Annotated in this window: 19 protein-coding genes and 1 pseudogene; 3 read left to right on the forward strand and 17 right to left on the reverse strand. The window is 68.7% G+C overall.

What is annotated here, in order from left to right; genetic code table 11:
• Positions 1-10 precede the first annotated feature (10 nt).
• The 13 genes and pseudogenes from POL67_RS38955 to POL67_RS39015 all read right to left on the reverse strand — a co-directional run bounded on the left by POL67_RS38955 (position 11) and on the right by POL67_RS39015 (position 12,201).
• Positions 11-739, reverse strand: coding sequence for a beta-helix domain-containing protein (locus POL67_RS38955; protein WP_506333377.1), 729 nt, complete (start codon positions 737-739; stop codon positions 11-13).
• Positions 740-785: 46 nt separating this feature from the next.
• Positions 786-1,325: pseudogene (locus POL67_RS54560) on the reverse strand (beta-helix domain-containing protein); the annotation flags it as partial.
• An 83-nt stretch (positions 1,326-1,408) separates the two neighbouring features.
• A complete protein-coding gene (locus POL67_RS38965) occupies positions 1,409-4,297 on the reverse strand; it encodes a TonB-dependent receptor domain-containing protein (protein ID WP_271925812.1) in 2,889 nt (962 codons plus the stop codon).
• A gap of 6 nt (positions 4,298-4,303) precedes the next feature.
• A complete protein-coding gene (locus tag POL67_RS38970; RefSeq protein WP_271925813.1) occupies positions 4,304-4,741 on the reverse strand; it encodes an ExbD/TolR family protein in 438 nt (145 codons plus the stop codon).
• A gap of 2 nt (positions 4,742-4,743) precedes the next feature.
• Entirely contained in the window at positions 4,744-5,178 is a 435-nt protein-coding gene (locus tag POL67_RS38975) for an ExbD/TolR family protein (RefSeq protein WP_271925815.1), read from the reverse strand.
• Positions 5,147-5,848 carry a MotA/TolQ/ExbB proton channel family protein gene (locus POL67_RS38980; RefSeq protein ID WP_271925817.1) on the reverse strand — a complete coding sequence of 234 codons (702 nt, stop codon included), beginning with the start codon at positions 5,846-5,848 and terminating at the stop codon, positions 5,147-5,149. Before POL67_RS38980 ends, POL67_RS38975 begins: the two co-directional genes overlap by 32 nt.
• Before the next feature lie 41 nt (positions 5,849-5,889).
• Positions 5,890-6,651 (reverse strand): energy transducer TonB, encoded by a 762-nt coding sequence (locus tag POL67_RS38985; protein ID WP_271925818.1) that lies wholly within the window; start codon positions 6,649-6,651, stop codon positions 5,890-5,892.
• A gap of 93 nt (positions 6,652-6,744) precedes the next feature.
• On the reverse strand, positions 6,745-7,452 hold the full coding sequence (locus POL67_RS38990; RefSeq protein ID WP_271925819.1) for a response regulator: 708 nt from the start codon (positions 7,450-7,452) through the stop codon (positions 6,745-6,747).
• A 162-nt stretch (positions 7,453-7,614) separates the two neighbouring features.
• On the reverse strand, positions 7,615-8,859 hold the full coding sequence (locus tag POL67_RS38995) for a PrsW family glutamic-type intramembrane protease (protein ID WP_271925820.1): 1,245 nt from the start codon (positions 8,857-8,859) through the stop codon (positions 7,615-7,617).
• Between the two features lie 69 nt (positions 8,860-8,928).
• Positions 8,929-9,360: a hypothetical protein gene (locus POL67_RS39000; RefSeq protein ID WP_271925821.1), complete on the reverse strand. Its 432-nt coding sequence runs from the start codon at positions 9,358-9,360 to the stop codon at positions 8,929-8,931.
• Positions 9,361-9,428: 68 nt separating this feature from the next.
• A complete protein-coding gene (gene lolA / locus POL67_RS39005; RefSeq protein ID WP_271925823.1) occupies positions 9,429-10,154 on the reverse strand; it encodes an outer membrane lipoprotein periplasmic chaperone LolA in 726 nt (241 codons plus the stop codon).
• A gap of 78 nt (positions 10,155-10,232) precedes the next feature.
• The gene (ruvC, locus tag POL67_RS39010) at positions 10,233-10,763 is read right to left on the reverse strand and encodes a crossover junction endodeoxyribonuclease RuvC (protein ID WP_136932658.1); all 531 of its coding nucleotides are present in this window, start codon (positions 10,761-10,763) and stop codon (positions 10,233-10,235) included.
• A gap of 10 nt (positions 10,764-10,773) precedes the next feature.
• On the reverse strand, positions 10,774-12,201 hold the full coding sequence (locus POL67_RS39015) for an FAD-binding oxidoreductase (protein ID WP_271925826.1): 1,428 nt from the start codon (positions 12,199-12,201) through the stop codon (positions 10,774-10,776).
• A 78-nt stretch (positions 12,202-12,279) separates the two neighbouring features.
• On the opposite strand from POL67_RS39015, the gene POL67_RS39020 reads away from it, so the two are divergent.
• The gene (locus POL67_RS39020; protein ID WP_271925828.1) at positions 12,280-12,966 is read left to right on the forward strand and encodes a cell surface protein; all 687 of its coding nucleotides are present in this window, start codon (positions 12,280-12,282) and stop codon (positions 12,964-12,966) included.
• Positions 12,967-13,148: 182 nt separating this feature from the next.
• Positions 13,149-14,993 (forward strand): sensor histidine kinase, encoded by a 1,845-nt coding sequence (locus tag POL67_RS39025; RefSeq protein WP_271925829.1) that lies wholly within the window; start codon positions 13,149-13,151, stop codon positions 14,991-14,993.
• On the opposite strand, the gene POL67_RS39030 is transcribed toward POL67_RS39025, so the two are convergent.
• From POL67_RS39030 to POL67_RS39045, 4 genes are all read right to left on the reverse strand, one after another.
• Positions 14,990-17,092, reverse strand: a complete 2,103-nt coding sequence (locus POL67_RS39030; RefSeq protein ID WP_271925830.1) for a YncE family protein — start codon at positions 17,090-17,092, stop codon at positions 14,990-14,992. The genes POL67_RS39025 and POL67_RS39030 overlap by 4 nt on opposite strands.
• Positions 17,093-17,105: 13 nt before the next feature.
• Positions 17,106-17,282 (reverse strand): hypothetical protein, encoded by a 177-nt coding sequence (locus POL67_RS39035; RefSeq protein ID WP_271925832.1) that lies wholly within the window; start codon positions 17,280-17,282, stop codon positions 17,106-17,108.
• A gap of 110 nt (positions 17,283-17,392) precedes the next feature.
• Positions 17,393-18,343, reverse strand: coding sequence for a hypothetical protein (locus tag POL67_RS39040; RefSeq protein ID WP_271925834.1), 951 nt, complete (start codon positions 18,341-18,343; stop codon positions 17,393-17,395).
• 381 nt (positions 18,344-18,724) lie between these two features.
• Entirely contained in the window at positions 18,725-19,417 is a 693-nt protein-coding gene (locus tag POL67_RS39045) for a phosphoribosyltransferase (protein ID WP_271925835.1), read from the reverse strand.
• 109 nt (positions 19,418-19,526) lie between these two features.
• Here POL67_RS39045 and pdxH point away from each other — a divergent pair, with 109 nt between their 5' ends.
• Positions 19,527-20,114 carry a pyridoxamine 5'-phosphate oxidase gene (pdxH, locus tag POL67_RS39050; RefSeq protein WP_271925836.1) on the forward strand — a complete coding sequence of 196 codons (588 nt, stop codon included), beginning with the start codon at positions 19,527-19,529 and terminating at the stop codon, positions 20,112-20,114.
• Position 20,115 lies beyond the last annotated feature (1 nt).

Raw genomic sequence — 20,115 nt, forward strand, 5'->3', positions numbered from 1 at the left:
CTTTTTTCGGCTAGTTCGGCGTGAACGAGATCCAGGCGCCGTCGAGCCACGTGTCGTCTTGCGAGAACGCGCCGACATAGCTCGCCTTCGTGTCGAAGAAGCCGTCGCTCGGCGGCGTCGCGGCGCCCGTCGTGAGCGTCGCCTTCGGCCGGAAATCAGGCGCTTCGCGATCGTAGGGAGCGAGAAGCATGGGGTCCGTCTCGGCGTTGCCGGCGTCGAGGAACCACTTGACCTCGTCGAAGCCCATGTCGTCGTCCTTCTCGGAGCCCATGCCGTCCGGCGTCTCCACGTACGCGATGTTTTGCGCGAGATTTCCGTGGAAGATGGACGCTTCGAGCGACACGGACGTGGGCGCGTCGCGCACATCGACGCCCGCCTCGAAGCCCGTGGCGACGATGTTGTAGAGGTTCGCCTTCGTCGCGCGGCGCAAGAGCATCGCGTATTGCTGCTTGTCGACGTCCACGTTCTTGCCGATGAGCGTCGCGTTGTAGATCGTGGGCTCGGAGAGCGGCGCGTTCGTCGTGCCCATCGCGTCGTTGTCGCCCTCGAAGCCGTTCGTGTCGTCCACCGCGGCCGGATCCTGCTGGACCACGACGAACTGGAGTTTCCCGGTATACCCGAGATCCCAGTCGATCCCGTCGTCCTGGTTGTACGTGCAGACCAGGTGCTTCGCGTTCACCGTGCCGCCGAAGAATTCGAAGCAATCGTCGAGCGTGCGTGTAGCCGACCTGGACGTAATCGACGGTCGTCCCGCTGCCGACGCCGGCGAACGTGAGCCCGTTGATCTCGTTGTCCGTCGAAAGGAGAATTCCGCCGAACTCGATCCGCACGTATTTCAGCACGCCGCTGTTGTCGGCCGGATCGGTCCCGCCGTACTCGGTCTCCGCGGTCGCCTCGATTCCCTCGACGTTCGCTTTTCCGCCGGGCACGTTGATCGGCGCTTTTCCGAGCAGGATGACGCCGCCCCAATCGCCGGCGGCGCGGTCGCCGGGCTCGCTGCGGCTCGTGAAGACGATGGGCTCGTCCTTCGTGCCCTCGGCGTGGATACGAGCGCCCGGGTCGATGACGAGCGTGCCGAGCGTGGCCTTGTCGCCTTTGATCGTGGTGCCCGGCTCGATCGTGAGCTTCGCGCCCGCGCGCACGTGCACGATCCCTTTCAAAATCCAGTCCTGGTCGGCCGTGAGCGTCAGATCCGACGTGATGCTCGTCGGGATCTCGTTGCTCTTCGCGGGAGGAGTCGGGGGTTGTCCGGTCTCGTCCCCGCCGCAGCCCATGAAGCTGGCCGCAAAAAGCGCGCTCGTCGCAAGCAATACCTTCGATCGCATGGCCTTTGATTCCTCCGCCGCGCATTCTGGTCGTGCCGCGTGACGCCATTGCAGGGCGCGCGTAACGATCTCGCGACAGCCCGTCAATTCTGGATGGTGGCGCTCAACGTGAAGGTCGCGCCGGGCTGATATTGCTCCACGGCGTTCGTCAGGTCGGGGACGTAGGCATTGGGGACGCTTTGCAGGTTCGGCCCCTGCGTGAACACGACGGGCGCGAGCAGGAGGTTTTCGGCCGCGAGCTTGAGGTCCACGTGTTTGCCGATCCGCTGGGCCACGGTCACGTCGAGCAGGTGGCGCGGCTGCTCGTAGACGTCCGGCAAGCCGAGCGAGCCTACCTGCGCGATGCGCCTGCCATAGACGTTGTAAAGCACGCGCAGCCGCGTGCCGCGCTTCTCGTTCGCGTAATCGATCCCCGCGTTCACCACGTAGGGCGACTGCCCCGCGAGCGGACGGACGTTGTTCGTCTGCACGCCCGTCTGCTCGGGGTCGAGGGAGACCCGCGAATGCACGAGCGTCAGGTTCGCGAGCACCCCGAGATCGGCAATGACCGGGCTCACGAATCCGAGGTTCTTGCGCAGCTCGAGCTCGATGCCGGCGTTCTGCGCCCCTTTTGCATTCTGGTACGAGACGATGCCCCGGTTCGACGGCTTGATGATCTGCTCGATGGGCTTCGTGAAATCCTTGTAGAAGACGCTGATCGCTGCGACCTCGGCGAGCGTCGGGAAGAACTCGAAGCGCAGATCGGCGTTCACGATCGTGGTGCGGTCGAGGTCGGGGTTACCCTGGATTTCGCGGGCACCGAAGTAATCGGTGAACGAGAACGGCGCGAGCTCGCGGAGCTGCGGGCGCGCGAGTGTACGCGTCACGGAGGCGCGCAGGTTCGAGCGCTCGTTCGTCTTGAAGACGAGCCCGAGCGAGGGCAAGAGGTCCGTCGTGGAGAGCTCGACCTGCCTGGGCAAACCCGTCGACGAATCGAACGTATCGAGCCTCTGGGACGACGCTTCGAGCCGCGCGCCGAGCACGACGCGCATCCACGGCCGGATCGAGGCGTCCGTCATGAAATACCCCGAGAACGTGCGCTGCGTGGCGTCGTACGCGTCGCTCGGCCGCGTGTATTCGTCGAGGGTGAGGACGCTCCCGATGTACTCGTTCGTGAAGAGCTGATCCGGCGGCAGCGAATACGCCGCCGCCGCCTCCGGCGTCTGCGCCGTCGGGATGTACCGCAGGCGCCGCGCGTCGAAGGCACGGTCGCGGACCTGCACGAGCCCGCCCACCTTCACGCGCACCGGCGTGTCGCCCCTCCGGATCGGCTGCGTGTAATGGAGGGCGCCGCCGATCGCCGTCTCAGCCTGATTCGCGTAGAAATGCAGGCCGGAGAGCGTCGTGCTCTGCCAGGCCTTCCGATCGGCGTCCTGCAGATACACGTTCTCGCGCGTGCCCGGCTCGTCACTCGTCGCGAGGGACGTCGTCAGGTTCCATTCCAGGGTCGCGTCATTCACATGGCGAAGCTTGTGTTCGCCCGCGAGCTGGCCGAAGGTGAGCGCTCGGCTCGCGAAGCGGAGCCGCGTATCGTAAAACGTCCGCCCCGAGCCGCCTTCCTCGTTGAGCCCGGCGATCTCGCGCGCCTCGTTCTCCGACGAGCGGCTGTGCAGGCCGAGGAGCGTGACTTTGTGATCCTTCGCGTACCTGTAGGTGAGCCCCGCGAACCCGCCCCACGACACCACGTCGACGCCGTTCTCGAAGCGATAGTTGTTCTGCACATCGAGCGCGTCCGACACGTTGGGATCGGTCTTCAGCGTCCCGAGAATCCCATCCCGCCGGATCTGGAATCGCCGCCCGTACGTCAACGCCGCCATGTATCCGAGCTCGTGATCCGCGCCGAACCTGTGGGTATTGCCGAGCGTGAGGTTGCCGCTCATGTTCGGCAGCGCCATCGTCCGCGTCGTCGTCATCGGCTTGTTCAAGGCGCGGCCGAGCTCGTTCACCTCGCGCGTGGAGACGAGCGAGCCGTCCGGCTTCTCCGCCCCCTTGGCGGCTTTGTAGGCCGTGGGGAAACCACGCGGCAGCGCCCGCGTCCCGTCGTCGATGCCGAGAAAATCGGTCCCGCCGCCCGCGTAGGTGAGCCGCTCCCGGAACGTCGTCTCCGTGTTGACGCCGAGGTAAAACGTGCCGCTGATCGTGAACTTCTCGGGCAACTCGCGGGTCGACACGCGCACCGAGCCGCCCGTGAAATCGCCCGGCATGTCGGGCGTGAACGTCTTGATGATCGTCAGATCGCTGAGGACCGTCGTCGGGAAGAGGTCAAAGGGCACAGCCTGCCGATCCGGCTCGGTGCTCGGCAGCGGCACGCCATTCAAGAGCGCATTCGTGTACCGGTCACCGAGGCCGCGCACGTAGACGTACCTCTGCCCGACGACCGACGCGCCGACCACGCGCCGCGCCGCATCCGCCGCATTGCGATCCGGCGTCCGCGCGATCTCCTGCGCGCTCACCGCGTCGCCCGTGTGCGCTGCGTTCTTTCGGAGGAGCGTCTGCGCTGCCGCCGAGGCCCGATCCGGGTCCGCCTCGATCTCGACGACGATCTCCTGCTTGCTCTCCTCCGTCGATAGCGCGACGTCGACCTTCTCGACCGCGCCGGCCGTCACGCGCACGTTCTGCACGCGTTGCGCCTTGTAGAGCTGATAAAACACGCGCAACTCGTAGGTGCCCGGCGCGAGCTCCAGCCGGTATCGACCGTCGAAATCCGCGATCGCCTTCTTGTTCGTCCCGACGACCGACACCTGCGCGTCGATCACGGGCTCCTTCGTCTTCCCGTCCGTGACGACGCCCCAGATGGCGCCCTTTCCGGCGGGCGCGGGGCGGGACGGGTCCTCCTCGCCGAGGAGCGCCTCGTCCGCGCCCTCCTGGGCCAGCGCGAGCGCCGGGAGGAAAAGCGTGAGCGCCGAGGCGAGTGTCGCAATGGTTTTTCGCATGGGGAATCAGCCGCCGAGCTTCTCGGTCAAGATTGCAATGCCCTTGGCCCCGCCCCTCTTCGCGATATCCATCACCTCGACGGTGATCCCGTACGGCGCGTCGTCCGCCGCGTCGAAGTAGAGGAGCTTGTCGGCACGCGCCGCGAAGATCCGCGTGAGGCGATCCCGCAGCTCGGCGCGCGAGACCTCGGATTGGTTGATGCGGATCGCGCCCTTCGCGTCCACCGTGAGCACCACGGGTTTGTCGGCGTCCGGGGGCGGCGGCTCGTTCTTCGCGTCGTCGTCCTTCTTCGGCAGGTTCAGCCATAACTGCTTGTTGAGCAGCGGCGTCACCACCATGAAGATGATGAGCAGCACGAGGACCACGTCGACGAGTGGCGTGACGTTCATCGTGGGCGCGACGGCGCCGCCCTTTTTCCCGCCCGAGGAGACGTTCATCCCCATGGCTAGCTCTCCTCCCCCGCGCCGCCCTTGCCTTTTTGGCTCACGCTGAGCGCGACGCCCGTGTATCCGGCGCGCTGGCACGCGGCGAACGCGTCACGCATCTTCGCGTATTGCACCGTCGCGTCTCCCTTGAGGACGACGCGTCGATCCGGCTCGCTCCCGTGCATCGCCTTCAATCGCGCTTCGAGCGCCGGCACGTCCGCGAGGACCTCCTTTTCGAGGAAGAGATTGCCCCGCGCGGTGAGCGTCACGGTGATCGGATCGAGCTTCGATTTGTTCTCGTCCGGCTGAATCACGGTCGGCAGTTCCACGCGCTCGCCGTGCTCGAGCTCGGGCGCGATGACCATGAAGATGATGAGCAGCACGAGGACCACGTCGACGAGCGGCGTGATGTTGATGTCCGGCTCAGGCAGCTTCTTCGAGGATCCGCTCTTCACTGGCGCGCCCATGCTGGTTCTCCATGTCGTCGAGCAATTCGCCTGCGCTTCGCTCAAGCGCCGTCTCGACCGCCGTGATCTTGCCCGTGAGGTAATTGAAGAAGAGCACCGACGGAATGGCCACCGAGAGGCCGAGCGCCGTCTCGATGAGCGCCTCCGAAATACCCGCGCTCACCGCGCCGAGGCCGCCCGAGCCCGTCGTCGCAATGCTCTGGAACGCCGTGATGATACCGACGACCGTGCCGAGCAGCCCGACGAACGGCGCGACCGATCCAACCGAAGCGAGCACCGAGAGCCCGCGCCGCAAATCCGCCGAGAGCGCCTCGCGCCTGCGCTCGACCTCACGCCGCGCGAGCTCGACCGGCGTCAGGTTCCCCGCCCCCTCGCTCTCCGCGCGGAGGAATCGACGCATCGCCGAGGAGACGAGGCGCGCGAGCGCCGAGAGGCGATATCGATCCGAGACGCGGAGGAGCTCCTCCGTGTCCCAGGCGTCGAGCAGCGGCTGCGCTTCCTTCACGAAAGCCCGGGTCTCGGCGTTCATGCGCGCGAGCGCAATCACCCGCTCGACCACGACCGCGATGGTCGCGATGGACATGAGCACGAGCACGAAGGCGATGAGCTTCGAGACGAGGCCCATGCTCGCCCAGATGTGCGCGAGATCGAATTGCATGGTTTGGCTCCTTGGTCGAACGGGATTGCCCGACGACCAAACTACGTTTTGATCTTGAAATTGAACCTTGCGTTCTGGTACGTGGCCACGGGGCGGCCTTCGACCATGGCTGGCTTGAATCGCCACGTCTTCACGGTCGCGACCACGTGCGCCGCGAGCCGCGCATCCCCTCGCACGACGGTCACGTTCGCGACGTCGCCCGATTCGGTCACGACAAACCGTACGATGATCGTGCCCTCGATCCCCTGGCTCTTCAGGTCCTCGGGATAAGGAGGCTGCGGCTTCGATATCGGCGAGGGCGGCGTGCCATCCTCGCCGAGGACGACGGGCCCCGCCGCTTTGGGCGGAGGAGGAGGCGGCGGCGGGGGCGGCGGCGGAGGCGGCGGCGCGGCAGCCGGCGCGGTCCCCGTTCCTCCGGGCGTCCCGCCCGAGCCCTCGCCCGAGCCCTCCCCATACTCATCGTCGCTCGCCTTTGCCTTGCTCGGATCCGCCTCCTTGGGCATTTCCGTCGGCACTTCCACGGGCACGGCGATCGGCTTGTGCTTCGGTCCGGGCGGCTCCGGCGCTTTGGGCGCCGCGTCCACGGGCGGCGGCGGAGGCGGCGGTTTTGGCGGCTCCACCGTGGGCGTGAGCTCGACGGCGACGACCTCCTCCTCTTCTTCCACGGCGGGCGCGCTCGATTTCATCGTCGCCCCGACGACGCCGACCGCCGTGCAAATGGCAATCGCCGTCGCGTATCCGATCAGAAGCCTCTTGCCGCGCCCGGGATCGCTCTCCCCGACGCTCCACGCCTCGAAGCCCATTGCCGTCTTTCCTCGGCCCCCACCTTGACGATCGTTCGTGACAACCTCGTGAACGTCGCGAAACGATCACGTGCGCGCCGCATGACGCAATTTTCAATCGGGATGCGAGTCGGGCAGATCGGGCGATCCACCGAATCGATACCCGATCCCCCGCACCGTCTGCACATAGTCGCCCGCGGGCCCCAGCTTGTCGCGGAGCCGCTTCACGTGCGTATCGACCGTGCGGGTCGTGATGTCGACGTCCATACCCCACACCCCTTCGAGCAGCGCGCCGCGCGTCTGGACACGCTCGCGATTCTCGTACAGGGCGAGCAGGAGCTTGAATTCGAGCAAGGTGAGCTCGATCTCGGCGCCGTCGACCCATACCCGGTGCGCCTCGTCGTCGATGCGCAGCCGGCCGAACTGGAGGACACGGCGCTCGGTCGTCCGCGCCTTCACCCGCCGCAGAATCGCCTGCACCCGCAGCATGAGCTCGCGGACGCTGAAGGGCTTCACCACGTAATCGACGGCGCCGAGCTCGAAGCCGACGACACGGTCGACCTCGTCCCCGCGCGCCGACACGATGACGACCGGGGTCTCGCGGGTCTCCTCGCTCTGCTGCAGGCTCCGGCAGACCTCGGTGCCCATGAGGTCCGGGAGCATCATATCGAGCAGGATGACGTCCGGCCGACGCTCGCGCGCGAGCCGGATCCCCTCCTCGCCGCGCGCCGCGAGCAGGACCTCGTGCCCCGCCTGCCGGAAATTGTAATCGAGCACCTTGAGGATCGCGGGCTCGTCCTCGACGACCAGGATGCGTGCCATCGCACCCGGGTGTATCCTGTTCCTGTTACGGCCCGATGAAGCCCGTGTTGCAGGTTGGCGGGGAAATGCGGCGTGCGTGACGGATTCGTGAATTCGACGTGTCGAAACGGCGAGGATGCGCCTCGCGTGACGAATTCGTGAATTCGAGGTGTCGAGAGCTTTTCAGCGAGGAGCTTTGGCGCGCAGGGCGGCGCGCAACGTGGCGAGCTCGCGGCGGAGCGGGGCGATGAAATCGGCGCTGATCGTGCGCTTCTGCCCCTTCATCGCGCGCGCGGTGTGCCACTTGCTGAGCGCGAGCCGCGACGCGGCGCGGATGAACGCGCGCCCCTCAGCGCCGCGCCACGAGAACGTGCACTGGATGCGGCCGACCGGCGAGCACACGAGCTCGAGCTCCTCGTTCGTCAGGTTGCCGATGAGCACCTCGTCGCGGAGGAAATTGCGGATCGTGCGGCCCTTGCGGATGACGAGCGCGATGATGATGCAGAAAAACATCGCCACGAAGAGCAGCCAGAAGAGCAGCATGATGACGAACGCGTCGGGGATGACCGTGGGCACGAAGTTCCAGAGCGCGTGCAGGAAGACGCCCACGAAAAACCCGCCGATCGGCGCGAGCCAGCGGACCCACGTCTTGCTCGACTCGCGCGCGATGCCGAACCCGATGCCGGTCATCGACGTGTAGAGCGGGTGCCCCCACGGCGCGAGGACGCCGCGCAGGAAGAAGGTCGTGCCGAGCTGATCGGCCATGTCCGCGCGGGCGTAATAACTGACGTTCTCGACCGCGGCGAACCCGAGCGCGCAGAACGTCGCGTAGATGATGCCGTCGACGACGCCGTCGAACTCGCGCCGGAGGAAGTAAAAAAAGCCCAGGATGGCGAGCCCTTTGAAGAACTCTTCCGAGAGCGGCGCGCTCACCACGGTCGTCACGAAATTGCCGACCTTGGGCCCAAAGAGGCCGTCGAACACGATGTGCACGCCCGTGTTGATCATGCCGGCGAAGCCCGTCGCGACGACCGCGCCCCACAGGAACGCCATCGCGAGGCACCACCACGGCTCGGGATCGTACCGATCGAGCACCATGGGCACGAAGAGGTAGAAGCCGAGCGGCAAGAACGCGAAGAGCGAGCCCGTCAGGACGGCCGAGAGCATGCGCCCCGGCGCCTTCGACAGGAAAATCTCCGCCATCGTGAAGAGGATGTTCAGCACGACGCCGGCGAGCATGCCGACGATCCAGAGCGCGAGCCCCACCCCGCGGCGGCGCTTGTCCGGATCGAGCTCCGTGGGCGCGCGCGGCGGGGGCGCGCCGTGGCCCGGTGGTGTGTACGGCGCCTGGCCGGGATAACGTGGTTGCTGCGGGGCGTAGGGAGCGTGGCCGTAGGGCCCGGGCGGCGATCCGTAGGGGTTGTTCATGGCAGAACGCCCGACGCAAGGCGCCGGGCGTTCGATCATCCTACCGTCTGTGCCGCTGCGCGCGCGAGGTCAGTCGGCGACCTTCTGCTGAATGACCACGTGCGGCGAGGGCGAGGTCGGCGCGTTTTGTTGCTCGGCGCTCACGATGAGTTCGAAGCTCGTGAGCGGCACCGTCGCCGTGGGCAGCGAGCCCGTCCGCTTGTCAGCGTTGTACGCGAGCGACCCGATGCGCTGCCACTGGCTGCTCGAGTCCTTGCGGGCCCACACGACATACGCCGTGGCGCCCGGCATGAGCCGATCCGGGGGAGCGAGGTGCTCCGCCTCGATGCTCACGGTGGTCAGAACCGTGCTGCTGTTGACCTCGGCCACGATCTTCGCGTCGGCGTCGGGCGCGCGCGGCGTGCCCTTGGCCATGTACTCGAGCGGGCCGCCACACGCCGCGACAAGCAGCGCAAAGGCGACCGAAAGCATCCCGCGACCCATCCAGCTATGCGCGTTCATCGCACCTCCAAGCAACATTCGATCTACCAGACTTTCCGTCCGGTTGCATCGTTTCCGTCGATTCTCACTCAAGGCTTGACGACGCGCGTGCCGGGCGGCGGCGTGAAGTCGAACTCGCCCTTGGCGACGGGCTGGTTGACGACAGGGGCGCTGAAGTCGAAGCGGTTCTTGTTGCCCTGCGCGTCGAGGATGAGCACGCGGCGCACCTGGTTCGTCTGCGCGTCGACGTAAAGGAGGACCTTCTGGTAGGCGGGCGTCGCGTCTTTCGGCGTGCCTTCGAGCACGTATCCGCCCTCGAACTTCATCTGCGCGGCGTCGAGCAGCTTGAGGTTGAAATCCTTCACGAGCTGGCCGGTGCCCATGAGGAACGCGAGCGCCGCCGGGTATTGCGAGTTTTTGACCGGCGTCTCGAACATCTGCTCGTTTTCTTTCTCGTAGACGCGGATCACCTTGCCGTCGGACACGACGCGGTTGCCGTTCGGCGCGTCGTACGACCAGCTCATCTTGCCGGGCTTCTCGAAGGTGACCGTGCCCTTCGACTCCTTCTTCACGTTCTGGACCTTGATCGTATAGGTCTGCGCGAACGTGGCCTTGAAGGTCTTCGTGGAGTCGTAGAACGCCTGAACGCGGCGGCCGATCTCCTCGGCCGTGGGGCCCTTCGCAGGCGCCGCAGCAGGCGCGGCAGGCGCGGCGGCCTGGGTGTGGCCATCGGTCGAGCAGAGCAGGAGAGCAGGGACCACGGCGCATGCCGCGAGGAGGGAGGGGATCGAGAGGAACCTTACCTTACGCATCATTTTCTTCCTGTTCCGCGTAGTTGGCCGGACCGTGGGTGCCGCGGGGTTGGACGCAGGGCGCCCGCAGGCGATGCAAGATCACGGGACGTTCGCACGCCGCCGAGCCGGGCGAGCGGGCGCAGAGGCGGCAAGCGCCGTCTGGAAACCAACGACGTTGCAGTGCGTGAGCGCGATGGCGAGGGCATCGGCGGCGTCCGACCGAGGCGGCGTGCCGAGCCGGAGGATGGCTGTGACGACCATGGCCACCTGGCGCTTGTCCGCCGCGCCCTTGCCCGCGACGGTGCGCTTGACGAGCGCAGGCGGGTACTCGGACGTCTGGAGCGAAGCGCGGGCGAGCCGGAGCAGGACGACGCCGCGCGCATGGCCGAGCTTGGCCGCGCTCTGCGCGTCCTTGGAGAAGAAGATGCTCTCGACCGCGGCGTGCGAGGGCGCGTACTGCGTGATGACCTCGCCGAGGCGGTCGTCGATGTCGACGAGGCGGTCGGCGAAGGTTCCGTCGAGGTCGACGTCGATGACGCCGTGGGCGACATGCTCGACCCGCGTGCCGACGCGCTCGAGCACACCCCACCCGAGGTGGCGGCTGCCAGGATCGATGCCGAGGACACGCACGCGGGGCGTTCTAGCAGACCCCGTGGCCGCGGCGGGGGAAGATCTTGTGGGGGTTCAGGAGGTTCTTCGGATCAAAGACGGCCTTCAAGCGGCGCTGGAGCTCGATGAGCTCCGGGCCCTGTTCGAGCGGGAGGTATTCGGCCTTGGAGGTGCCGACGCCATGCTCGCCCGTGAGCGTGCCGCGCATGCCGATGACCGCACGAAAGAGGCGATCGAGGCCGCGCTCGACGCGCGGGCCGGCGTCGGGGTCGTCCCAGAGGAAGTTCACGTGCAGGTTGCCGTCGCCGGCGTGGCCGTAGGAGAGCATGCGGATCGAGGTCTCCTCGCTGATGCGATCGATCTCGCGGAGGAGGTCGGGCAAACGCGTGCGAGGGACGACGACGTCCTCGGAGATCTTGTAACGGGCCATGGCGCGTGTGGCCGGAGAGAGGGCGCGGCGCGCTTCCCAGAGGCGCTCGCGTTGCGCGGCGTCCTGCGCGACGAGGACGTCGAGCGCGCCCTCGGCGACACACGCCTCGCCGATGCGCTCCATGGCGGCCTCGCACGAGGCGGGATCGCCGTCGACCTCGATGAGGAGGAGCGCGCCGGCGCGTGCATCGACGGGGACGCCGCGGGCGCGGACAGCGGAGAGCGCGCCGGCGTCGAGGAGCTCGAGGCAGCGCGGGACGAGGCCGGCGGCGATGATCGCGGAGACGGCGCGGCCGGAGGCGAGCGCGGTGTCGAAAAGGCCGAGGAGCGTGACGACGCTCGGAGGCTTCGGGATGAGCTGGAGCGTGGCCTCCGTGAAGACCGCGAGCGTGCCCTCGCTGCCGACGAGCAGGCTCGTGACGTCGTACCCCGTGACGCCCTTGACCGTGCGGCGACCAGTGCGGAGGCGGGTTCCGTCGACGAGCAGCACTTCGAGGCCGAGCACGTACTCGCGCGTGACGCCGTACTTGAAGGCGCGCGGGCCGCCCGCGTTCTCCGCGAGGTTGCCGCCGAGGGCGCACATCTTGAGCGAGTTCGGATCGGGCGGATAAAAGAGCCCCTCGGCCTCGACCGCGGCGTGGAAGTCGCCGAGGATGACGCCCGGCTCGACGACGGCGACGAGCTCTTCGCGGTCGATCTCCTTGATGCTCCGCATGCCGAGCGTGGTGACGACGATGCCCCCGCCGACGGGGACCGCGCCGCCGGATTTGCCGCTGCCCGCGCCGCGCGGGACGATCGGGACCTCGGCCTCGCTCGCCGCCGCGAGCGCCCGCAGGATGTCGTCCGGCGTCTCGGCGACGACGACCGCGTCGGGGATCACGGGCTCCTGATCGGACTCGTCTCCCGCGTACGCCTCGCAGTCTTCGGGCGAGGTGATGACCTTCGAGGGCCCGAGGGCGCGATCGAGCAAGCGCCGCGCCTTGTCGACGGCGGCAGCGGAGGGACGGGGGAAAGGCGCGCGACGAAGCACGAACGATTTCTAGTACGGATCGCGCGGAGCGGCGACGGTCCCCTTTGCGCGTCCTCTGCGGCCTGGTATCGAGGGGCCGTGCACCGCGTCATGGTTGTCTTCCTGGGCGCGCTGGGCCTCGCCGGCGTGGGGTGTGGGGACGAAGGGCCTGCGAGCTCGACGGGCACCCCGAACGAGCCGCACGCCTGCTCCGCGGACGCCGCGCCGACACGAACGGCATCGTGCGTGGTCGCGTTCGAGCCCGGCGACGACGCGGGGTTCGGGGCGGATCGGTTCCCCGAGGTCATCTACGGCGAGCCGCTCGGAAACGGCACGACGTCGGGCGGGCTCGACGTGCTCTCGCTCGGACGAGGCGGCTCGATCGTGCTCGGCTTCGGCGGCAACGCGATCATCGACGGAGAAGGCCCGGATTTCGTGGTGTTCGAGAATCCGTTTCTCGTGTCGGACGATCCGAACAACGTCTACGCAGAGCTCGCCGAGGTCTCCGTCAGCGCCGACGGCGAGACCTGGCACGTGTTCCCTTGCGCCGAGGACACGAAGCCGCCCGCAGGATGCGCCGGGTACGCTCCGGTCTTCGCGAACGGCGATCTCGGCGTCTCCTCCATCGATCCCAGCGTATCCGGCGGCGACACGTTCGATCTTGCGGAGCTCGGCATCGAGGAGGCTCGATTCGTCCGCGTCCGGGATCTCCAGGGCATCGGCGCGGCGCCGAGTGCGGGCTTTGATCTCGACGCGATCGCCATCGTGCACCCCAAGGTGCCTTGACGACGAGCGACCGGGCGGCGCTCGCGGTTGGACATCAAAGCATCCCGGCTCGCCTGCGTTCCGCCCGCGGGTGAAACGGCTTGCGACGCGGAGAGGGCAAGCTTAGGAAGAGGCTCCGGTCGCCGAGGGGCGCCGCGTCTTCGCAAGGCTCGCTGCTTCGTCGGTGCCTTCCCTCCCTCTGCATGCTGACTGCCGACGTCGAGCCACGCGAGCTGCCGATCGCGGACGAGTCTCTCGGACTCTTGCTCGACGCGGGACAAGCGCTCGGGAACGTGACCGACCTCGGGCCGCGGCTCGCCGCGGTGGCCTCTCGCGTGGCCCAGTGGATCCGAGGGTTTTGCCTCGTTCACTTGCTCGAAGGGGGCGGCGCGCGGCTCGCCGCGGTGGATCACGAGGACCCCGTGAAAGCCGAGCTCCTCCGGCAGCCGTGCATGCAAAGGAGCCCGGCGCTCGACTCGACGAAGAGCCCGCTCGCGCACGTCATGCGCAGCGGCGTGGCGCAGGTCCTGCCCGAGACCTCGGACGCGATGCTCGCCGCGACGATGAGCGACGACGAGGCCCTCGCGGTCCTGCGCGCGGTCACGATCACCGCGGGGATGCTCGTGCCGATCGTCTGGCAAGGACGCGCGCTCGGGGCGATCACGCTGGCGGTGAGCTGCAAGGAGCGGCGGATCGTAGGCACCGATCTGAAGGTGGCCGAGGAGCTCGCGCGGAGGATCGCGCTCGCGGTCGTCGAAGATCGAGCGACGCGGGACGAGCACGAGGCAGCCCGCGTCGCGCGCGCGGCGATGGACCGCACGAAGCGGCTGCATTCGATCACGCGGCGGCTCTCGTTCGCGCTCACCGCCGCGCAAGTGGCCGAGGTGGTCGTGGAGCATGCGCGGAGCGAGATGGGCGCGCATGCCGGGTCGATGTGCCTGCTCGATGAAGAGCGCGGGGCGCTCGTGATCGAGCGGGCCTCGGGCTACGCGAGCAGCATCGTCGAGCCGTTCAAGGTGATCCCGCTCAACACCCGCCTGCCGCTCACGGATGCGGTGCGCTCCCGCCAGCCGATCTTCCTCGCGACGGTCGAGGAGTACCTCACGCGCTACCCGCACCTCGACCGCGTCCAGCGTGATCAGAAGAGCCTCGCGTTCGCGGCGCTCCCGCTCCTCGCGCAGGGTCGGGTCCTCGGGGCGCTGGGCCTCTCGCTCGCGGGGACGCGGCGGCTCGACGAGGCGGAGCAGCACTTCCTGGAGTCGGTCGCGGAGCACTGCGCGCAGGCCCTCGAACGCGCGCGTCTCTACGACCTCGAACGCCGCGCGCGAGAGGAAAACGACAGGCTCTACCGCGCGTCGCAGGCGGCCGTGCGGGCGCGCGAGGACCTCCTCGCGATCGTGTCGCACGATCTCCGAAATCCGCTCGTCGCCATCAAGCTGGCCGCCACGCAGATCGGGCGGGAGGCGGGTGAGGACGCGCGGACCAAGAACAAGACCGCGCTCATCCTGCGCTCGGCGGACCGCATGGATCGCATGATCCGCGACCTGCTCGACGCCTCGCGGATCGAGACGGGCGGGCTCGCGCTCTCGGTCGGGCGCGAGGACGTGCGCGCGGTCGTGCGCGAAGCGATCGATCACTTCAAGCCGCTCGCGGCGCCGAAGGGCATCCAGATCGACGAGGAGCTGCCCGACGAGGCACTCTTCGCGCGGATCGATCGCGAGCGCGTGCTCCAGGTGCTCTGGAACCTCGTGGGGAACGCCATCAAGTTCACGCCCGAGGGAGGCGTGGTGACCCTGCGCCTCACGTGCGAGGGCTCGTTCGCGCGCATCGACGTCGCCGACAGCGGCCCCGGGATCCGGAGCGAGCACCTGCCGCACGTCTTCGATCGGTACTTCCACGCCGAGACGAGCAAGACCTCCGGCACCGGGCTCGGCCTCTTCATCGCCGACGGCCTCGTCCGCGCGCATGGCGGCACGATCCACGTCGAGAGCGAGCCCGGCGTGGGCGCGCGCTTCTGGTTCACGTTGCCGCTCGGAGACGCGGCTTAGAGCAGATCCAAGAACGCCCGCAGCGCCTCGCGCTCGCGCGCTTCGAGCCCCGCCGCGCCCTCGGGCGCGCCGTCGTGGAAGAACACGCCTTCCGCCGACCAACGCGCCCGCGCCAGGAGATCCGCGAGGTCCTTCGCCGCACCGCTCGTCAGGTACGGGCGCTTCTTGGCGAGCCTGCGCAAGGAAGGCACGCGCGCGCCGCGCTCGTGCACGTAAGGGACGACGCCCGTCTTCTGGTATTCGTTCGAGGCCCAAACGATCGGCCCCGCGGGCGCGAAAATCAGGCTCTCCCAGCGCTCGAAGGGCAGCCGGCTGCCCTTCTCGTCGGCCGAGAGCCGCGCCTCGTGGCACCCCTCGCAGCGCGCCTCGAAGAGCTTCGCGCCCTCGCGTTCGAGCGCTGAAAACGCGCTTCGTCCCGCGGTGCTCGGGTTCTGCCGGTGCGAGAAGCCCATGAGGAAGGTCATGAGCGCGCGGCGAAGCGCGAGCGGGTGGGCCGGCTCTGCCTCCGATCGGCCGAGCGCGGCGAGCACCGGGTGGGTTCGGGCGTCGAGCGAAAACCAGGGTGAATGTCCGCTCCCCGCGCCTGCCACGCGGAACTCGGCGTGCGCGACCGAGGACAGGTCGGGATCGAGCGCGCGCGAGAAGTGCGGCCGGTTGTTGAAGAGGCCGACGAGCGGCTTCGTCACGACACGCACCTCACCGCGACCCGTGTGGTGCACGCGCCCGTCGACGTACCCCTCGAAGTGGCACGTCTCGCAGGTGAAGCGGCTGTGCGCGTCCTCCGTGCCGTTCTCCGGGGCCATCAGGTTCGTGAAGAAGAGCGCCTCGCCGAGCCGCGCCTCCACGCTCGGCGGCGCAGGCCCGTCCCGATCGTCGACGGGCACGATCCGCTCGCGTGGCTCGTCCGGACGCACGATCACGAACGCGTCGAGCAGGGGGTTCGCTCCAACGAACCCGCCGCCGGGCAGCCTCACGAGGTCGCGCAGGCCCGGCACCGTGGGGCTCGTCTTCGGCGGGCTCGCGAGCGCTGTTCCGCTCGCCTCGAACACGAGCCGCGCCGACGCCTCGCCGCCGTACCCCGTGACGAGCGCCGCGAGCGTGCCGTCCTTCTCCTTCGCGAGGTGCAGCGCCTTTGGCGTCACCACGCCGAGCTCGCCCACGTTCACCGCGGAGAGCAGGCGCGCCGCGCCGCGCTCCACGCGGTACAGGAAGACAAACGAGTCGACGTAGCCGAAGAACCCGCCGCGCCGATCGAGCGGCCGATCCTCGACGCCCCCCGCGAGCACGAGAAGCCCCGCGCCGTCGGGCACCGCCGAAAAACTCCAGATCGGCCCGTCGTGGACGATCCGCGCTTCGCCTGCGGAAAGCGCGCGCCCCACCTCGTCCACCGGCCTCACCACGAGCGCATGCGCGTGGAGCGCATCGACCACGACGAACGAGCCCACGCGCTCCACGTGGATCGGCCCGCCTCCGACGACCACGTCTTCCCGGCGCGCAGCGATCTCCCCGTCCGACCCTTCTTCATCCTCGGGCCAGAGCGTCACGAGGCGCCCCTCGTGCTCCTCGACCGCGTACACCACCCCCTCGGGCCCGACGGCGACGTCACGCAGCGCTCGCATCCCGCCGAGCCCAAAACGACCGCTCGGTGCGAGGTACGGCGCGGCTTCCTGGATTCGAAACCGCGTGATGCCGTCGCCGCGCTCGCCCACGACGAGCACGGCGCGGCCCTCCGACGTCACGGCGAGCCCGCTCGGCGATCCGGGCGCGGGCAGACGCGCGAGCTCGCGCATCGACGCGTCGAGCACCACGATCACGTCCCGCCCGCGGAGGAGGGCGACGAAACGCTCGCCCCCGGGGAGCGCGGCGATCGTGTACGGATCGGCGCCGAACGCGGCGTCGCTCGGCGGCAGGGCCGCGAAATCGGTCGCGGCCCTGCGCTCCGCCTCGAACGCACGCAGCTCTGGCAACGGGTCTGGTTCGGCGGCGCTCGTGGCCTCTGCGGGCGGCTCTTCCCGCTTGCACCCCGCGCCGAGCGCGAGGCCGAGAAGCAAGAACCCGAGATGCGCGACGCGGCGAGATCCGCCTCCCTCGCGATTCATCGCCGCGCTTCGATTACCAGCCGCCGCTCTCTCCCGTGGAGGCGGGCTTCGCCGCGGGCGCGGCGCTCGCGGCGGGCGCGGCGCTCGCAGCGGACTTCGCGGAAGGGTCCGCCGAGGGTTTTGCGTTGTCCTCGCAACCGGCGAGGGCAAGCGCTGCAAAGGCGACGAGCACGAGCGACATGGCTTTCATGGTCTTCCGGCCTCCTCGGACCGGAGCGAAGCACGGCGAGCGCGCGGCGCGAAGGGCGAAAACGCCGGGCGGGGCGAGGCCCCCCGTCGAGCCCGGCCGCTGTCGCATCGTCAGTGACCGTGCCCGTCCTCGCCCGCGTGCCCGTGCTCGTCCTCGTCCTCGACACCGAGATCCCAGGCGCGTGCGATCGAAATCTGCGCCATTCCCGGATAATTGAACGCAGCGGCGTCCGTCAGCCGCAAGACCCGCGCCCGCACGCTGCCTTCGAGCTTCCACGCAGGCGTGATCGCCCACGTGGCCCCCAGGCCCACGAGCAGATCCGTGCGCGCATTGAATCCTTCGAGCGCATACGCGCCATTCCAGATCTCCGCGCTCTCGTGGGCGAGATCCACCGTCGCATACGGCGTGACTTTCCCTTCGAGCAGCGGAACGCCGACGCGCGCGCCACCAAAAATGCGGGTCGGCGCGCGGAAGCCCTGGTCATTCTCGTACACGCTGAAGAGCCCCAACGCCGACGCCGATATCTCCACGGAATCCAGCGCATACGTGAGCCCGACGCCCACGATCGGCACGAACGTCCCCGTCCCGAGCTGGGTATGCTCGTGCCATTTCCCCGCCGCGCCAAGCTGGTACGGATCCGGCTCCGTTCGCCCCAAGGGAAACGACAGGCCGAGCCGCGCCGCCGACGAGAGCTTGCCGAGGCTGCCTGAAAACCGCGCAAGGAGCCACGGATCCCCGGGCCCCACGATCGTCCGATCGTGATGATGGATGTCGTCGGGGACGAGCTTCGGCGTGCCGTCGATCTCCGAATACGTGGGCGTCGTGTCCACGACGCGCAGCAGCAAACGAGTCTCGGCCGCGAGCCACGGCGTGATCTGGTACGACACGTCCGCCGTCACGTCCGTCATCCACAACGCCACGTGGTGGTGGTACGGCACGGGCGGCGGCGTCTCGGCGCACGCGGGCCCGAGATCGGGACACTCCGCGAGGTGCCCCGCCGAACCGGCGAGCCCGGACGCACCCAGACGCACTTCGAGCCGCCCGGGCTCGAACGCGCGCACTTCGGACCCGCCGACCGGCAGGTTCGGGTTGCTTCAGGCGCCTCAGGCTTCGGCGTAGCTCACGACGGGCCACGCCACGGCGAGCGTGACCACGGCGAGCGCAAGAAACCTCATCGACGGACCTCCACGGACGGCCCGCACCCTACCCGAGCCCCTCCGTTCAGGGAAGCGCCGCGTAAAAGGTGTTGCGTGCGTCATGGCTGCAGGGCCGCCGGACGGGGATCGGGTGCTGCGGAGCACGCGGATTGGGGACCCTCCCGACAAGGAAAACGGACGCGGCAATGGTACGACGGTAGGGGCCATGTCGGCCCCAACGTTTCGGATCGTTCTTTTCGTGAACATCTCCTTTCCGCACCCCCACCGAGGCGGCGAGGCGAGCCCTCACGCGCCGCTCGGCCGGCGCGCCATGCCGCGCGTCGACGTCCGCCTCTCCGTCGAGGGCTTCTTGCCGTGGCTCTCGAGCAGGCTCATGACCTCGTCGTCCTCGATGGCGCGGAAATCTTCGTAATACTGGCCCACCGCATAAAGGTTCGGATCCTCGATCAGGCAAACCACGAGATCCGCCTCGCCGCGCAGCATGTCGGCCCGCTCCGGCGAGGCCACCGGCGCCGCCAGCACGACCGTCGTCGCCCCCGCGGCCCGCGCCGCCCGGAGCGCCGCCATCGCCGTCGCGCCCGTCGCGATGCCGTCGTCCACCACGACGACCGGCCGCCCGGCGAGCGCGGGCCGGTGCACGCCGAAGAGCGCCTCCCGCCGCCGCGCCTCTTCCGATTGATACATTCGCTCGGCTTCGAGGTACTCCGGGTCCACGCCGAGCACCCGGAGCGCGCGCGGCTCCACCCAGACCGAACCGTCGGAGGCGACCGCGCCAATCGCGAGCTCGGGCTGGTGCGGCGCGCGGAGCTTGCGCGCCACGATCACGCCGAGCTCGCCCCCGAGCGCCTCGGCCACGGGCGCCGCGACGACCACGCCGCCGCGCGGAATGCCGAGCACCACCGCGCCTTCGAGCCCGCCGATGCCCCGGATGTGCTGCCCGAGCAGCTCGCCCGCCTCTTCCCGGTCCTTCCACATCATGACGCCCCTCCCCGCCTCCGAACACATCGTCCCCGGGAGCCCCCCTGTCAGTGGGCTGGATACGTTTCGCCCTTTTCCAACAGTCGCCTGGCCCCTATGCTGCGCCGCGATGAGCCATCCCGCATCGGACCCCATTGCCGCGTTCCGCGAGGCGTTCGCCCGCGCGGAGGAACACGAGGACCACGACCCCACGGCCATGACCCTCGCCACCATCGACGAGAACGGCCGTCCCTCGGCGCGCATGGTGCTCCTCAAGGGCGTGGACGAGCGCGGCTTTTCTTTTTATACGAACCTGGAGAGCCGCAAAGGTCGAGCGCTCGCGAAAAACCCTTACGCCGCGCTCTGCATTCACTGGCCCAAGGCCGCCGAGCAGATCCGCGTCGAGGGCCGCGTCGAGCTCGTCTCGACCGAGGAAGCGGACGCCTACTTCGCCTCGCGCGTACGCGGCAGCCAGATCGGCGCCTGGGCCTCGGATCAGAGCCGCCCGCTCCCCTCCCGCGAGGAGCTCGAAACGCGCGTCGCCGAGCTAAGCACGCGCTTCGAGGGCGGCCCCGTCCCGCGGCCACCGCACTGGAGCGGGTATCGCGTGGTCCCCGACCGGATCGAATTCTGGTTTGGCAAGGACAGCCGCCTGCACGACCGCTTCGCCTACGTCCGCGAAGGCGAGGGGTGGCGCTGCGAGCGCCTCCAACCCTGAA

The organism is Polyangium mundeleinium (assembly GCF_028369105.1).
Taxonomy (GTDB): domain Bacteria; phylum Myxococcota_A; class Polyangia; order Polyangiales; family Polyangiaceae; genus Polyangium; species Polyangium mundeleinium.

Coding starts and splice junctions, on each gene's coding strand:
- POL67_RS38965 (WP_271925812.1), bottom strand. CDS start 4,297: ATGCGAAAAACCATTGCGACACTCGCCTCGGCGCTCACGCTTTTCCTC.
- POL67_RS38980 (WP_271925817.1), bottom strand. CDS start 5,848: ATGCAATTCGATCTCGCGCACATCTGGGCGAGCATGGGCCTCGTCTCG.
- POL67_RS38985 (WP_271925818.1), bottom strand. CDS start 6,651: ATGGGCTTCGAGGCGTGGAGCGTCGGGGAGAGCGATCCCGGGCGCGGC.
- POL67_RS38995 (WP_271925820.1), bottom strand. CDS start 8,859: ATGAACAACCCCTACGGATCGCCGCCCGGGCCCTACGGCCACGCTCCC.
- POL67_RS39025 (WP_271925829.1), top strand. CDS start 13,149: ATGCTGACTGCCGACGTCGAGCCACGCGAGCTGCCGATCGCGGACGAG.
- POL67_RS39030 (WP_271925830.1), bottom strand. CDS start 17,092: ATGAATCGCGAGGGAGGCGGATCTCGCCGCGTCGCGCATCTCGGGTTC.
- POL67_RS39045 (WP_271925835.1), bottom strand. CDS start 19,417: ATGATGTGGAAGGACCGGGAAGAGGCGGGCGAGCTGCTCGGGCAGCAC.
- POL67_RS39035 (WP_271925832.1), bottom strand. CDS start 17,282: ATGAAAGCCATGTCGCTCGTGCTCGTCGCCTTTGCAGCGCTTGCCCTC.
- POL67_RS39000 (WP_271925821.1), bottom strand. CDS start 9,360: ATGAACGCGCATAGCTGGATGGGTCGCGGGATGCTTTCGGTCGCCTTT.
- POL67_RS38990 (WP_271925819.1), bottom strand. CDS start 7,452: ATGGCACGCATCCTGGTCGTCGAGGACGAGCCCGCGATCCTCAAGGTG.
- lolA (WP_271925823.1), bottom strand. CDS start 10,154: ATGATGCGTAAGGTAAGGTTCCTCTCGATCCCCTCCCTCCTCGCGGCA.
- POL67_RS38970 (WP_271925813.1), bottom strand. CDS start 4,741: ATGGGGATGAACGTCTCCTCGGGCGGGAAAAAGGGCGGCGCCGTCGCG.
- pdxH (WP_271925836.1), top strand. CDS start 19,527: ATGAGCCATCCCGCATCGGACCCCATTGCCGCGTTCCGCGAGGCGTTC.